This is a genomic window from Nostoc sp. CCY0012, assembly GCF_963920855.1.
GTDB lineage: Bacteria > Cyanobacteriota > Cyanobacteriia > Cyanobacteriales > Nostocaceae > Cyanocohniella.
In genome coordinates, this window is the sequence record NZ_CAWUDM010000015.1 from 18,860 (window position 1) to 33,297 (window position 14,438).

At 41.9% G+C, this 14,438-nt stretch carries 13 protein-coding genes; 7 read left to right on the forward strand and 6 right to left on the reverse strand.

The window, feature by feature from the left end; all coding sequences use genetic code 11:
- Window positions 1-29 precede the first annotated feature (29 nt).
- The 6 genes from ACM0OS_RS06000 to eis all read left to right on the forward strand — a co-directional run bounded on the left by ACM0OS_RS06000 (window position 30) and on the right by eis (window position 6,768).
- Window positions 30-1,082 (forward strand): Rieske 2Fe-2S domain-containing protein, encoded by a 1,053-nt coding sequence (locus ACM0OS_RS06000; protein WP_414542260.1) that lies wholly within the window; start codon window positions 30-32, stop codon window positions 1,080-1,082.
- A 469-nt stretch (window positions 1,083-1,551) separates the two neighbouring features.
- Complete coding sequence (locus tag ACM0OS_RS06005; RefSeq protein ID WP_414542261.1) at window positions 1,552-1,731, forward strand: hypothetical protein; 180 nt, start codon at window positions 1,552-1,554, stop codon at window positions 1,729-1,731.
- Entirely contained in the window at window positions 1,724-2,071 is a 348-nt protein-coding gene (locus ACM0OS_RS06010) for a type II toxin-antitoxin system PemK/MazF family toxin (protein ID WP_414542262.1), read from the forward strand. The genes ACM0OS_RS06005 and ACM0OS_RS06010 overlap by 8 nt, the downstream gene beginning before the upstream one ends.
- A gap of 53 nt (window positions 2,072-2,124) precedes the next feature.
- Window positions 2,125-3,258, forward strand: a complete 1,134-nt coding sequence (locus ACM0OS_RS06015; protein WP_414542263.1) for a protein kinase domain-containing protein — start codon at window positions 2,125-2,127, stop codon at window positions 3,256-3,258.
- Between the two features lie 203 nt (window positions 3,259-3,461).
- Window positions 3,462-5,495, forward strand: a complete 2,034-nt coding sequence (gene ligA / locus ACM0OS_RS06020; protein WP_414542264.1) for an NAD-dependent DNA ligase LigA — start codon at window positions 3,462-3,464, stop codon at window positions 5,493-5,495.
- 94 nt (window positions 5,496-5,589) lie between these two features.
- Window positions 5,590-6,768, forward strand: coding sequence for an enhanced intracellular survival protein Eis (gene eis / locus ACM0OS_RS06025; protein WP_414542265.1), 1,179 nt, complete (start codon window positions 5,590-5,592; stop codon window positions 6,766-6,768).
- Window positions 6,769-6,884: 116 nt separating this feature from the next.
- Here the strand turns inward: eis and ACM0OS_RS06030 are convergent, their stop codons facing one another.
- From ACM0OS_RS06030 to ACM0OS_RS06055, 6 genes are all read right to left on the reverse strand, one after another.
- Window positions 6,885-8,006, reverse strand: coding sequence for a sensor protein KdpD (locus tag ACM0OS_RS06030; RefSeq protein WP_414542266.1), 1,122 nt, complete (start codon window positions 8,004-8,006; stop codon window positions 6,885-6,887).
- Window positions 8,003-8,572 (reverse strand): K(+)-transporting ATPase subunit C, encoded by a 570-nt coding sequence (gene kdpC / locus ACM0OS_RS06035; RefSeq protein WP_414542267.1) that lies wholly within the window; start codon window positions 8,570-8,572, stop codon window positions 8,003-8,005. The genes ACM0OS_RS06030 and kdpC overlap by 4 nt, the downstream gene beginning before the upstream one ends.
- Complete coding sequence (locus ACM0OS_RS06040) at window positions 8,572-8,760, reverse strand: potassium-transporting ATPase subunit F (RefSeq protein ID WP_414542268.1); 189 nt, start codon at window positions 8,758-8,760, stop codon at window positions 8,572-8,574. Before ACM0OS_RS06040 ends, kdpC begins: the two co-directional genes overlap by 1 nt.
- A gap of 54 nt (window positions 8,761-8,814) precedes the next feature.
- The gene (gene kdpB, locus ACM0OS_RS06045; protein ID WP_414542269.1) at window positions 8,815-10,884 is read right to left on the reverse strand and encodes a potassium-transporting ATPase subunit KdpB; all 2,070 of its coding nucleotides are present in this window, start codon (window positions 10,882-10,884) and stop codon (window positions 8,815-8,817) included.
- A 128-nt stretch (window positions 10,885-11,012) separates the two neighbouring features.
- Window positions 11,013-12,698: a potassium-transporting ATPase subunit KdpA gene (gene kdpA, locus ACM0OS_RS06050; RefSeq protein ID WP_414542270.1), complete on the reverse strand. Its 1,686-nt coding sequence runs from the start codon at window positions 12,696-12,698 to the stop codon at window positions 11,013-11,015.
- A 23-nt stretch (window positions 12,699-12,721) separates the two neighbouring features.
- Window positions 12,722-13,030 carry a hypothetical protein gene (locus ACM0OS_RS06055; protein ID WP_414542271.1) on the reverse strand — a complete coding sequence of 103 codons (309 nt, stop codon included), beginning with the start codon at window positions 13,028-13,030 and terminating at the stop codon, window positions 12,722-12,724.
- A gap of 303 nt (window positions 13,031-13,333) precedes the next feature.
- Between ACM0OS_RS06055 and ACM0OS_RS06060 the strand changes: the two genes are divergently transcribed.
- A complete protein-coding gene (locus tag ACM0OS_RS06060; protein ID WP_414542272.1) occupies window positions 13,334-14,437 on the forward strand; it encodes a sensor histidine kinase in 1,104 nt (367 codons plus the stop codon).
- Window position 14,438 lies beyond the last annotated feature (1 nt).

The following is a 14,438-nucleotide window of genomic DNA, read 5'->3' on the forward strand; positions in this document are numbered from 1 at the left end:
ACCTCGAAAGTTTAAGGATGTGCTAAAATATGTCCTCTTTTCCCCAAACTTTGCCCAGTCGTGATGTTCGTCAATTGGGTATTAATTTAAATCACTGGTATGTGGTGGCACGTAGTAGTGAAGTGACAAATAAGCCTATAGCTGTGGTAATTTGGCAACAGGCGATCGCACTTTATCGAGATAGTGCAGGGACAATTCACGCCTTAGAAGACCGTTGTCCCCACCGCCAAGTTAAACTCAGTCACGGGCAGGTAATTGGTAACGAATTAGAATGTGCATATCACGGTTGGCGCTTCAACTCATCCGGTGAATGTGCGGCTGTTCCCTACCTAGCAGCAAATCAAAAATTACCAAGTTGTCAAATTCGTCGTTACCCAGTCAAAGAACAAGACGGTTTTATTTGGTTATTTCCAGGAAATGGAGAACCTGCTATAGAACCGATGGGTTTACCAGAATGGGAACACCTTAATTATATTGCCACAGTTTCAATTATTAATTGTCATGCCCATTATTCTTATTTAATTGAAAACTTGATGGATATGTATCACGGGCATTTACATAACGATTTACAAGCTTGGGCAGCAGCATCCTTGCAAGATATCGATGAAGATGATAATCGTGTAGATGCTCATTATATAGCGCAAAGCTATTACAAAATAGATAAAATTTGGTCGATATCCCAGTTATTTTTTCCAGCGTTGAGAAAATTACATCCTGAACCATTGAATGTGAGTTATGTCTATCCCCATTGGGTTTCTACTTTGGGGCAAGATTTTAAAATTTATTGTTTATTGTGTCCGATAAATGAAACTCAAACCAAAGCTTATTTGATTCATTTCACCTCATTAAATGCCTTTTGGAGATTACATAAATTACCTGTGTGGTTTCGGCGGTTTGTCAAAAATAGTTTGTTTGGTGCAGCGCAAAAGTTACTTGATGGTTTAGTAGTTCAAGATGTGAAGTTAATTGAAGAAGAACAGCAAGCGTATTTACAAAATCCTCAAAGACGGAATTTTGAGTTAAATCGAGCTTTAGTGAGTGTGCAAAGGTTGATGCGGAGTCAAGTGGAGAAGTTGGGGTAATTTTTCCTGAACTTATGGAAGCACAACCAAGGGAGATTAGGCGTTACATTACAGCTAATGGCAAAGTTCCTTTTACAGATTGGCTGGATGATCTGCAACATAAGTAGAACGAATTGAAAAAACAACCCATGTAAAGTAATGTAAATTTAATGAAAATCAGTTTGTAGTAAGGACTTTAGTCCTTATTTGAGAACTAAAGTTCTCACTACAAACCTTGAATTATTTACCCTGTTCTACTTAGACAAGCCACGGCTAAAATTAAGGAGAGGCTAAGAGGTTGTTTTAAAAGTCCTTAGTGATGTATCAAATACTTTTAGATCCCCCTAAATCCCCCTTAAAAAGGGGAACTTTGAGAGGCTTTCCGCCCTTGAAAAGAGGGGTAGGGGGGATCAATAAGTGACTAAAATCACAGCCTACCACTTTTCAAACATCCTCTAAAACTACTACCTTATAATTAGGATTGTTTATAATGACCAGTAATTTAACGATTGAAGAACTCAAAACAATGATTTTTCAGCTACCAGTTGAAGAACTGATGGAACTGATATCAGAAATTGAAGAAAGACTGGACAATGTTAAAATGATGCAACTAGCAGAAACTGGATTTCAGGAATGGAATGACCCTGAAGAAGATATTTATCATGATTAGTCCTCAAACACCAGAAATCTGGCTAGTTCGATTTCCTTTTAGTGATTTAACTTCTACAAAACTTAGACCAGCTTTTATATTGGCTGCACATAGAGACGAACTAATTATACTAGGTATTTTTTCCAAAATTCCTGTTGGAGAACTAAGAGAAAGTTGGGTTTTGATTTCAGATAAACATCCTAATTTTTCACAAACGGGTTTAAAAAAGACATCTTTAATTAGAACTGATAAAATTGCCACGGTCAATGCATCGGTGTTTCAAAGGCAGTTAGGAACATTGCCCTCAGATATATTACCCTTAGTACAGGCAGCACTGAAAATATCTCTTAACATTAGTTAGATACTGCTGTCTAGGAAGGGGCAAAATAAAGATAGTAAGAGTGCCAACCCTCCATGAGTTATTGCCTAAATACCCGTTGTCCCAAGCCGGAAAACCCTGGTGATGTCAATTTTTGCCTGAGTTGTGGTTCCAAGTTACTCCTCAAAGAACGCTACCGCGCCATTAAACCTATCGGACAAGGTGGCTTTGGTAGAACCTTTCTAGCTGTGGATGAGGATAAACCCTCGAAACCGCGCTGCGTTATTAAGCAATTTTACCCCCAAGCCCAAGGTACAAATACTTTACAAAAAGCTGTGGAGTTATTTAACCAAGAAGCTATACAGTTAGAGGAATTAGGTCAACATCCTCAAATTCCCCATTTATTGGCATATTTTACCCACGATGATCGGCAGTATCTCGTACAAGAATTTATCGATGGGCAAAATTTAGCCCAGGAATTGGCACAATATGGGGCTTTTAGTGAAACGCAGATATGGCAATTACTCCATGATTTATTACCAGTACTGCAATTTTGTCATGCTAGACAAGTAATTCACCGCGATATTAAGCCAGAAAATATTTTACGCAATTCCAATGGCAAATTAGTATTAGTAGACTTTGGTGCTGCTAAATCTGCTACTGGTACAGCCTTAAATCAAACTGGTACAAGTATTGGTACTCCCGAATATGTCGCCCCAGAACAAATGAGGGGTAGGGCAATTTTCGCCAGTGATATCTACAGCTTAGGCGCTACTTGTATTCATCTGTTAACCCAGCGATCGCCTTTTGATTCCTATGATATAAATAATGACGCTTGGATTTGGCAGCAATACTTACAACCTCCTGTGAGTCCTCAATTGAGTCGCATTCTCGACAAGATGTTAGTCAGTATCCCCGTTCAGCGTTATCAAACAGCAGATGAAGTTATCCAAGATTTAAGTCAAAAACAGCAGGTAGTCGCTACTCCACAAATATCAGCAAAACCTGCAATTCAGCCACCACCTACTGTGATTACTAAAACTCCTAGCCAAATTGATTTGGAACTAGAAGAAATGAAAACCCAGTTTTTGGGCGGTGGTAAACCCCAACAGCAGCAAGTAAATTCACCAAATCCCACTTCTGAGCCTACTCCTCAAAGTGCTATAGATGAGGAATTGGCAGAATTAAAAGCCAAATATTTGGGCAATAATAATTCTCCAAATCCATAGGAATTTTTTAAACAATTGCTAAGTCCGCCCAGAAAGTCTCAAGTAGTGCTGGGCCGCTAAACTAAAGTTATAGACGACAGTAAATGTGAGACCTATTCAGGAATGCGACGATTTGCCTGAAACCAAGTAACCTGGATAAGTACGTCTGCTAATCGCATACTGATCAAGTCTGTTTATTTGCTGGATATTTGGCAATTAGTCTCATGATACAGATTCAGTCGGAACTAAAACACGTTGAAGAACTGCGCCAGTTGTTGCAGCAAGCTAGCTATGCTTATTACGTCTTAGATGCACCCATAATGGAGGATGCTATCTATGACCAACTGTATCGTGAATTGCATGAATTAGAAACTCAGTATCCAGAGTTATTAACACCGGATAGTCCTACTCAGCGCGTGGGTGAAAAGCCAGCAAAACATTTTACGTCTGTACGACACAATATCCCCCTGTACAGCTTGGAAAATGCGTTTAATCTTGATGAGTTGCAAACATGGGATCAGCGTTGGCGGCGACAAGTCCCACAAGTAGATGCGATGGAATATGTTGCAGAACTGAAAATTGATGGTTCTGCTTTGGCGTTGACTTATGAAAATGGCATTTTAGTTAGGGGTACAACTAGGGGTGATGGCGTAACGGGTGAAGACATCACCCAAAATGTGCGGACAATTCGCTCAATTCCCTTGCGGTTGAATTTTGATGGTTGCGAAAGTTGGGGAAAGGTGGAAATCCGAGGTGAAGCGTTTTTACCGTTGGAAGTATTTAAAGAAATCAACGCCGAACGACAAAAAGCAGGTGAACAGTTATTTGCTAATCCCCGCAACGCCGCAGCTGGTACACTCAGGCAATTAGACTCCCGCATTGTCGCCCAACGGCGTTTAGATTTTTTTGCTTACACCTTGCACATTTCCGGGATGGATGACGCGGCTGTAGCTAATACCCAATGGGAAGCTTTGGAGTTACTGGAAAAAATGGGTTTTCGAGTTAATTCCCAGCATAAATTGTGTGGCTCTTTAGTAGAAGTGGCTGACTATTACAAATACTGGGATACAGAACGGCTGAATTTACCCTACATGACCGATGGGGTGGTGGTAAAGCTCAATCGGTTTAAGTTGCAAGAACAACTAGGGTTTACGCAAAAATTCCCCCGGTGGGCGGTGGCTTTGAAATACCCAGCCGAAGAAGCACCCACCCGTGTAGAAAATATTGCTGTAAATGTGGGCAGAACTGGGGCGTTAACTCCGTTGGCAGAAATGCGCCCAGTCCAATTAGCCGGGACGACGGTTTCCCGCGCTACTTTACACAATAGCGATCGCATTATCCAATTAGACATCAGAATTGGTGATACTGTCATTGTTCGCAAAGCTGGAGAAATTATCCCCGAAGTGGTGCGGGTATTAACAGAACTGCGTCCTGATGATACCCAACCCTTTGAAATGCCTACCCATTGCCCAGTCTGTGGTCAACCTGTGGTACGAGAATCAGGGGAAGCTGTAACTCGATGTGTGAATGCTTCCTGTCCAGCAATTCTCAAAGGAGAAATCGAACATTGGGTGAGTCGGGATGCTTTAGATATTAAAGGCATGGGGGAAAAATTAGTCCATCAACTGGTAGATAGAGAGTTGGTGCATTCCGTTGCTGATTTATACAACTTGACAACCGAGAAGTTGTGTGGATTGGAAAGAATGGGGCAAAAATCAGCACAGAAATTAATAGATGCGATCGCTCAATCAAAAAACCAACCTTGGTCAAGGGTATTGTATGGTTTAGGTATCCGCCATGTGGGTAGTGTCAATGCCCAATTATTAACTCAGAAGTATCCCACAGTAGAACAATTGGCGACAGCTAAACAATCAGATATTGAGGGTATTTACGGTATTGGTGCCGAAATTGCCCAGTCTGTATACCAGTGGTTCCGCATTGAGGCTAATCAAGTTTTAATTGAACGTTTGCAAGGTGCAGGGTTGCAATTAGCGGCTACGGAAGAAATAAGTGTGGATACTGGTAATCAAAAATTAACAGGTAAGACTTTTGTAATTACCGGGACGCTGCCCAAATTATCACGAGATGAGGCTAAGGATTTAATTCAAAAGGCTGGGGGGAAGGTGACTAATTCGGTGAGTAAGAAAACTGATTATTTGCTGGTAGGAGAAGATGCGGGTTCTAAGTTAGAAAAGGCACAGGCTTTAGGGATTGCCCAGTTGACTGAGGCGCAGTTGTTGGAGATATTAAAAGATTAATAAACCGCAAAGAACACGCACGCAGCGATACCCTTAAGGGCTGTAGAACACAAAAAGAAGAAAAGAAAAGAACATTTCCCAACTACCTCCCATTATGCCAATTCAATTTAAATACGCTACTCCTAGTAGTAAAGAGGATGTTCAGCAACTAGGATATATCCTCGAACAGTGTTTTATCATGTCTGCTGGAGATAGCGCTATTTATATGCCGCGTATTGGTATAAACAATTTGCGCGCTATTTATCAAGACCAGCAAATTGTCGGTGGACTAGCAACGATCCCGATGGGTCAGTGGTGGGGTGGTCAGCGTGTACCCATGACGGGAATTGCTGCGGTGGGTATTGCTCCAGAATACCGTGGTGATGGTGCTGCGATCGCCCTCATCGAACAAGCTGTGAAAGAACTCTCTGACAAAGAAGTGCCAATTTCGGTGCTTTATCCCGCTACTCAACGCCTATATCGCAAAGCCGGTTACGAACAAGGCGGTAGTTATTGTACTTGGGAAATTTCTCCTGACAGTATTCAGTTGCAAGATAAATCGTTACCATTGCAACCTGTAATTGCCAAAAATCATGCTATTTTTTACGACTTATATCAGCCGCAAGCAAAACTCACTGATGGATATATAGACCGACATCCGGCTATCTGGCAAGGATTGACTCAACCAGATAATCAAGAAACAGTCTATGGTTATTTGATTGGTGAGATAGACCAACCCCAAGGCTACATTATATTTACTCAAGAGCGCACCAAGGATGGCGCAATTTTACGAGTCAGAGATTGGGCAATGTTGACACCTGCTGCGGTACGAACTTTTTGGAAGTTTGTTGCTAATCATCGTTCCCAAATTGACAAAGTGCAATGGAAAAGTTCTGTCGTTGATTTTTTAACATTGCTACTACCAGAACAAACTGCCAAAATTAAAAATCAAGAGCGTTGGATGCTGCGGATAATAAATGTCGTTAAGGCGTTGGAGATGCGGGGTTATCCCTTAGGAATTGACGCTGAATTACATTTAGAAATTCAAGATAACTTGTTGGCTGCCAACAACGGCAAATTTATATTATCTGTAGCTAATGGACGAGGAAAAGTTACCAAAGGTGGGAAAGGTGCGTTGCAGTTAGATATTAAAAACTTAGCCCCTTTATACACAGGTTTATTCACACCCCAGCAATTACAACTAAGTGGCAAAATCGACGCTACAGCAACGGCACTAGGAACAGCCACACAAATATTTACAGGTAATTCTCCGTGGATGGCTGATTTCTTTTAATATTCTAATTTTCCACCGCTTTTTACTCCCCACAACTCCTGCTCTTATTACTTTACTTGGACTTGTGTGTACACCGTAGTTTTGCTGCACTGTATTAGTACTGCAAGGCGGAAGGCTTAATTTTCAGTAGATATAATGTGTAAATCGATATTTTTATCTCTAATTAAATCTATGATTTGTTGAGTAAAAGACATTTTAAAAAATCTTTTCCATTTGGGCTGCTGGCTTTCACCAATAATAATTTGTGTAATGTGATGAACTGCTGCCACTTGAGCAATTTCTTTAGCAACACTTTGGCTTTTGACATATAAAAATTCACCCCCAAACTCGCGGCATAATCTCTCACAAGTATCGATGTGCAAACTTTCTTCTTTAGTCAAAAATTGTTCAGGATTTGCTACAAATACAGCATAGAGTCGCGCATTCATATAATTAGCAATGCGTGCGCCTCGACGTAACAACTGCGCTGAATCAGGATAAGTAGATACACACACTAAAACTCGTTCGTGAATATTGCAGTTTTGTCCTACAAAGTTGGCAGTATTTGCTTCTTCCTCAACTGTATCTGCAACTTCTCGTAATGCTAGTTCTCTTAAAGCGATGAGATTACGACGCTGAAAAAAGTTTTTTAGGGATTGTTCGATTTTATCAGGGGCGTAAATTTTGCCTTCTTGTAGGCGTTCTTCTAAAGTCTCTGGGGTAACATCAATGACAACAACAGCATCAGCTTCATCGAGTAAGTAATCAGGAATGCGCTCTCGCACCACGACACCTGTAATTCTTGCTACTAGGTCATTTAAACTTTCTAAATGTTGAATATTCACAGTGGAATAGACATCGATTCCTGCTGCTAAAATTACCTCTACGTCCTGATAGCGTTTTTCTCTTGGGGAACCGGGAATGTTGGTATGAGCAAGTTCATCCACTAAAACAAGTTGAGGGTAACGTTGGATAATGGCATCTGTATCCATTTCTTGCAGAGTAACGTTTTGATGGATAATGGCTTTGCGCTTAACTACCTCTAATCCATCAGCTTTTATGGCTGTTTCTTTTCGTCCATGAGTTTCTAAGATCCCGATAACTACATCAATTCCTTCTTGTTTGAGTTGATGTGCTTCTTCCAGCATTTTGTAAGTTTTACCGACACCAGGAGCCATACCAATAAAGATTTTATGTTTCCCGCGTCGTTGAGGACGAATATAAGAACTATCAGGGGAGGAGGTATGAGAATGAATCATAAAGCATCCAAAGCCAAATTAAGCTGCAAAACATTAACTCCAGGTTCACCAAATATACCGAGGAATCTACCTTCAGTGTTTTGAGAGATGAGGGTTTCAATTTGTTGGGTATCCACATTACGGACAGCAGAAATCCGTGATATCTGAGCTTGGGCGGACTCAGGGCTGATGTGTGGGTCTAAACCAGAGCCAGAGGTATAAAGTAAGTCAGCAGTGGGTTGAATATTAGCTTGTTGTAGTCGTGTGGCTTCTTGTTGAATACGTTGGAGAAGTTCGGGGTTACTGGGCGCGAGGTTACTGGCTCCTGACACACCAGTGGTAGCTACTTCGGGGCTGGTGCTGTAGTCAATAACACTAGGGCGGCTCCAAAAATAGCGATCGCCTGCAAAGGGTTGACCAATTAAGGCTGAACCGATGACTGTACCTTGATTGTTGGTGATTAAGCTACCATTGGCATGGAAGGGAAAGGCTATCTGTCCACAAATCAGCATGAATAAGGGATAAAGGAAGGCTGTTAATATCCACAAGGCTAAGGTGGAACGAATGGCTTTAGTAATTTGGTTCATTAGAATTTCTCCGGTTGAAAAATGACAAGGAATAAATAAGTGCTGACGGCTAAAGTGGCTATTCCTAAAAGTCCAATGGCGTAGGATGCAGCGCGTGATATTTCGTCAGGGGTGGCTGCGTATACGGTTTGTGCTAGGAATACGTTGAGGGAAAGGGTGAGGAAGAGAAAGAGAGATAAGTTTTTCATGATTTAAACGCAAAGGGGCGCAAAGGTTAACGCAGAGGGGCGCGGAGATGTCTATTAGGCTAGTCCTATGGTTGTGATGAAAAGGTCTATGATTTTGATGGCTATGAAGGGTGCTATTACGCCGCCAAATCCATAGATGAAAATGTTGCGTTGTAAGAGTTGGTCGGCGGTTAATGGTCGAAATTTTACGCCAGTTAGTGCTAGGGGGATGAGTGCGGGAATGATTAAGGCGTTATAAATTAGGGCTGATAAAACTGCTGATTGGGTACTTGCTAAACCCATTATATTGAGAGCGCTAACGCCAATTCCTGAGAAGATGGCGGGAAGGATGGCGAAGTATTTGGCGATATCGTTGGCTATGGAAAAGGTGGTGAGTGCGCCACGGGTAATTAGTAATTGTTTCCCAATGGTGACGATATCAATTAACTTGGTGGGGTCAGAATCTAGGTCTACCATGTTAGCAGCTTCTTTGGCTGCTTGAGTACCTGTATTCATAGCCACGCCTACGTTTGCTTGGGCTAAAGCTGGGGCATCGTTTGTGCCATCTCCAGTCATGGCTACAAGTTTTCCTTGGGCTTGTTCCGTTTTAATGACTTCGATTTTGTCTTCCGGTGTGGCTTCGGCGATAAAGTCATCAACTCCGGCTTCTGCGGCAATTACAGATGCAGTAATCCGGTTATCTCCTGTGAGCATGATAGTTTTAATTCCCATGCGTCGCATTTGGTCAAATCGTTCCCGAATCCCCGGTTTAATGATGTCTTTGAGGTAAATTACACCGTAGATATCATTATTTTTGCAAAGTGCTAAGGGAGTACCACCTAAGCGAGAAATTCGCTCAAAAGCAGTATCTAGTTCCGGCGTTAATTTTCCCTGGCGAGAACGAACAAAGCCTTTAATGGCATCTACTGCACCTTTACGAATTTCTACCCCATTGGATAAATCAGTACCACTCATGCGGGTTTTGGCAGAAAATTCAATCCCTTCTGCTTGCTTGGTGTCAAAATCTAATTTTGCCCCTAATTTTTCTGCGAGTTTGACGATTGATTTGCCTTCTGGGGTTTCATCAAACACACTCGATGCTAGGGCAACTTGCGCTACATCTGCCATTGCATAACCATTTACAGGAATAAATTCTTCTGCCAAGCGGTTTCCCAAGGTAATCGTACCTGTTTTGTCTAAAATCAGGGTGTTAATATCTCCGCAGGCTTCTACTGCACGCCCAGAGGTGGCAATGACATTAAATTGGGCGACTCTATCCATGCCGGCAATACCAATAGCACTTAATAAGCCGCCGATGGTGGTGGGAATTAGGGCTACTAGTAAGGCGATGAGGACGGCAATACTTATTGGTGATTTAACGTAGACTGACACTGTAGGTAGTGTGGCAATCACAACTAAAAATACTTGCGTAAGAACTGCCAACAATACTGTTAAAGCAATTTCATTGGGTGTTTTGCTGCGGGAAGCACCTTCTACTAAACCAATCATTCGGTCAAGAAAGCCTTCTCCTGGGTCATTAGTCACCCGAATTATGAGTTCGTCGGAGGTGATACGGGTTCCTCCGGTGACTGAACTGGCAATGTCTGAACCTGGTTCTTTTAATACTGGTGCTGATTCTCCTGTAATTGCCGATTCATCCACGGAAGCCACACCTTGAATTACTTCACCGTCGGCGGGGATGATATCACCAGCAGTTACTTTGATTGTGTCACCGCGCCGTAAGGCTGTGGAACTTACTTCTTGGAGGGAACCATCGGGGAGAATTTTTTTGGCTTTGGCATCGGATTTTGCCGATCGCAGGGCATCAGCTTGAGCTTTACCTCTTCCTTCGGCTACGGCTTCGGCAAAGTTAGCAAAGACAAGGGTTGAGAATAAAATTAGGGTGATAAGTCCGTTGAATAATCGCGGATTTTCTCCTGGTGTGGGGCCAAATATGTTAGGTGCAATTGTCATCAGTGCTGTGACGATAGTACCTAGCCAAACTACGAACATGACTGGATTTTTTATCATGTTACGTGGAGACAACTTGGCAAATGCTTGTTGAAATGCTCTTGTGTAGAGTCCGCTTGGTTTGGTTTGGGGTTTATGTTTGCGTTTTTTTCGCGGTTGTGTAGTTGTTTGCATTTTGGGGTGAATAAATTAAATTTTGTTTTCTCACGCAAAGGCGCAAAGGCGCGGAGAGGAATGAGGTTTTATTTTGAATTTTGTTCGCGCAGCGTCTCCAAAGGAGATATTTTGAATTTTGAATTGATTCACCCTCCTGTCGCTAGTTGGAATGCTTCTGCTATGGGGCCTAAGACTAAGGCGGGGAGGAATGTAAGTGCGCCCAGGATTAAAATTACTCCGCTTGTGACTCCTGTAAAGAGTCTGGTGTCTGTTCTCAAAGTACCTGTGGTCATAGGAACAGGTTGTTTACGAGACATACTATCTGCCAAAAGTAGCAGTGCAATAATTGGTATATAACGCCCCGCCAACATACTGGCTGTGGCGCTGAGGTTCCACCAAAGTGTGTCATCACCTAATCCTTCAAATCCTGAACCGTTGTTGGCGGCGGCGGATGCGTATTCGTAAACTACTTGGGAAACTCCATGAAATCCTGGGTTGCTAATACCTGAGAGGGTGTCAGGAAAGGCGAAGACTATGGCCCAGGGAATCAGGATGGCGAAAGGATGAACTAATAGAACGACGCTGGCAAGGACGATTTCTTTTTTCTCGATTTTGCGTCCTAAAAATTCCGGTGTTCTTCCCACCATTAAGCCTGTGAGGAATACTGCCAAAATTAAGTAGATGTATAGAAAAGCTGTGCCGCTTCCTTGTCCTCCCCAAATGATTTGCAAGAACATATTAAAGAGTGTGGCAAATCCGCCGGTCGGCATTAAGGAATCGTGCATTCCGTTGACAGCACCGCACATTGTGGCTGTGGTCATGACTGCCCAGAGTGCTGTTTGCGCCCAACCAAATCTCACTTCTTTTCCTTCTAGGTTGGGTTGCTGTTCTCCTAAGAGGGGATTAACTAGGGGATTTCCTTGAAATTCGCCTACTGTTGTAATTCCTACTAAGAAAACAAAAATGATAAATACCATCCAAAATACTAACCATGCTTGCTTACGGTTATTACTAAATACACCGTAGGTATAAATTAGGGATGCGGGGATGGCAACCATGATGCAGGTTTCTAATAAGTTAGAAAAGCCATTGGGATTTTCAAAGGGATGGGCTGAGTTAATTCCAAAGAAACCACCACCGTTTTCTCCCAGTTCCTTGATAATTTCAAAATGGGCAACTGGGCCACGGGCAATTACTTGAGTTGCGCCTTCTAAGGTGGTTACTGTGGCTGGCCCCTCTAAGGTTTCTGGTACACCTGCTAATAGTAAAAGCAATCCGCCAACTATTGATATTGGTAATAATATCCGGGTGATTGATTGGGTTAGGTCAGTGTAAAAGTTACCTAATGGTCTGCCAGTTAAACCCCGAATAAAGGCGATCGCAACTGCTAAACCCGTTGCAGCCGAAGTGAACATAAAAAAACCGAGGGCAAATACTTGGCTGCTATATGTATAGGTTGTTTCACCTGAGTAATGCTGTTGGTTGGTGTTGGTGAGAAAGGAAATGGTGGTGTGCAGTCCTAAATCCCAACTTGGTGCATCTAACCCTGTGGGATTTAGTGGCAACCATCCTTGAAACATCAGGATGAAGTAGGCAAAAATCCCCATAATGAGATTGCTACACAGCAATTCTTTGGCATATTTCCAGCCTGTGAGATTTTCTTGGGGACGTACTCCACTAATGGCAAATATTACTCTTTCCAAGGGATTAATTATGGGGTCGAGTAGTGTTTGTTCTCCCATAAATACTCGTGCCATATACCTTCCCAGTAAGGGAGTTGTGGCAATGACTATTAGTAAGGTTAAAGTAATTTGTATCCATCCTTGTAACATGAATTAAGAAGGCTCCCGATAAGTTATTTAAGACTTTTAATTGGACATTCTTGGGATGAGTAGTGAACCGGATGCGTTTTATTTAGGACAAATTTTAGCTCTGGAACTGAGGCTGCATTTAGAGCTACAGCCAGGATGTAATCTTCACACCAAATTATTGGTTCGGCACTGGTTAGGATGATTTTGTTATCTCGAATAATTCCCAAAGCAAAGCATTTTTCTGGTAATTTTAAGCTGGTTAAGACAATGCCACAATGACAGCTATTATTCATGATTTTTGTACTTATTAAACCTAATGCCATGTCAGCATTTATCTGATTAATAGAGAACATACTTTTTAGTTCTCCAACTTTGTAACAATTGATATCATCAGCTAATTTTTCAATTAAAACAAGTATTAGAAGGGTATAAGCTGGGGTTTATTTTTCTATATTTAGTGTTTACTTCAGGTATACGCAATCGTTTATGATGTTTAGAAGGGTGTTTATTTTTAGCTAAACACTCTAGGAAAAAACATTACTAGAGGAAATACAATAGAATAAATTCAATAGGGATGTCAGATAATATTTTTGAGAGTCGTAACGCTCAAATAAAAGCAAAAAAAGATATTTAATTAGCAATACTTAATTTATGAAATGAGACATCTTATAACTAAACGTTTTAATCAAGAATCGCGTTTGGGCAAATATTTATTCATTGCTGGTTTATATATATTTGTGATTGTTCTGGAGTTCTCTACGCCCATTCCTTACGTTTTCGGGTATCTCTATACAGGCCCGATTTTATTGACAAACTCCTGGTTGGGGAGGCGGGCGACTTTTCAAGCCACTCTTGCGGCTGTGTTTTTAACCATGTTGAATCTTGTAGTACCAGCAGGCGAAATCATCAATGCTTCGACAATTGCGAGTAGAGCGATCGCCTCGCTGGCGTTGATTGTCACAGGTATGTTGAGCGATCGCCTGCGTCTTTCTGAAGATGCGATCGCCTTAACTCGTGCCAAACTAGAAGCACAAGAGGAATTAGTCAGAGTCCGAGAAGATTTTGCTTCTACACTCACCCACGACCTGAAAACGCCCTTATTAGGAGCAATTGAAACTCTCAAAGCCTTTGAAGCTCAAAAGTTTGGCCCCATACTACCAGCACAGCAAAAAGTTTTAGCCACAATGGCGCGTAGTCATCAAACTTCACTGCAATTGTTACAAACTTTATTAGATATATATCGTAATGATACTGAAGGTTTAGAACTTAACTTAGCACCTGTAGATTTAGCTATGCTGACAGAAGAAGTAGCTAGCACTCTGACTGAGTTAGCGGCAAATCGGCGTGTATATCTTTCAGTTAACTATGGTGCATCTGATTGGCGACAATCTTTGTGGGTGAAAGGTGATGCTTTACAACTGCAACGAGTCATCATCAATCTCTTAGTCAATGCCATCAACCATTCGCCTCGCAATGGCCGTGTGGAAGTCGTGTTAGAATCCCAATCTGCCTATCAAGTTGTGAAAATTTTGGATACAGGTGCGGGTATGCAGCCTGAAGAGTTTTCCCATTTATTTGAGCGATTTTATCAAGGACATAGCCAACGCCAAACCAAAGGTTCAGGATTAGGACTTTATCTATCTCGTCAAATTATTACAGCCCACGGCGGTATAATCTGGGCAGAGAACATATTACCCGTTGGAGCTATGTTTGCATTTAAGCTCCCTGTATCCCCGTTCCAGTCCTCTCTAACTGCGTGAG

Bases quoted from the DNA above. Each gene is read 5' to 3' on its own strand.
- ACM0OS_RS06000 (WP_414542260.1), top strand. From the start codon at position 30: ATGTCCTCTTTTCCCCAAACTTTGCCCAGTCGTGATGTTCGTCAATTG.
- ACM0OS_RS06005 (WP_414542261.1), top strand. From the start codon at position 1,552: ATGACCAGTAATTTAACGATTGAAGAACTCAAAACAATGATTTTTCAG.
- ACM0OS_RS06010 (WP_414542262.1), top strand. From the start codon at position 1,724: ATGATTAGTCCTCAAACACCAGAAATCTGGCTAGTTCGATTTCCTTTT.
- ACM0OS_RS06015 (WP_414542263.1), top strand. From the start codon at position 2,125: ATGAGTTATTGCCTAAATACCCGTTGTCCCAAGCCGGAAAACCCTGGT.
- ligA (WP_414542264.1), top strand. From the start codon at position 3,462: ATGATACAGATTCAGTCGGAACTAAAACACGTTGAAGAACTGCGCCAG.
- eis (WP_414542265.1), top strand. From the start codon at position 5,590: ATGCCAATTCAATTTAAATACGCTACTCCTAGTAGTAAAGAGGATGTT.
- ACM0OS_RS06030 (WP_414542266.1), bottom strand. From the start codon at position 8,006: ATGATTCATTCTCATACCTCCTCCCCTGATAGTTCTTATATTCGTCCT.
- kdpC (WP_414542267.1), bottom strand. From the start codon at position 8,572: ATGAACCAAATTACTAAAGCCATTCGTTCCACCTTAGCCTTGTGGATA.
- ACM0OS_RS06040 (WP_414542268.1), bottom strand. From the start codon at position 8,760: ATGAAAAACTTATCTCTCTTTCTCTTCCTCACCCTTTCCCTCAACGTA.
- kdpB (WP_414542269.1), bottom strand. From the start codon at position 10,884: ATGCAAACAACTACACAACCGCGAAAAAAACGCAAACATAAACCCCAA.
- kdpA (WP_414542270.1), bottom strand. From the start codon at position 12,698: ATGTTACAAGGATGGATACAAATTACTTTAACCTTACTAATAGTCATT.
- ACM0OS_RS06055 (WP_414542271.1), bottom strand. From the start codon at position 13,030: ATGTTCTCTATTAATCAGATAAATGCTGACATGGCATTAGGTTTAATA.
- ACM0OS_RS06060 (WP_414542272.1), top strand. From the start codon at position 13,334: ATGAGACATCTTATAACTAAACGTTTTAATCAAGAATCGCGTTTGGGC.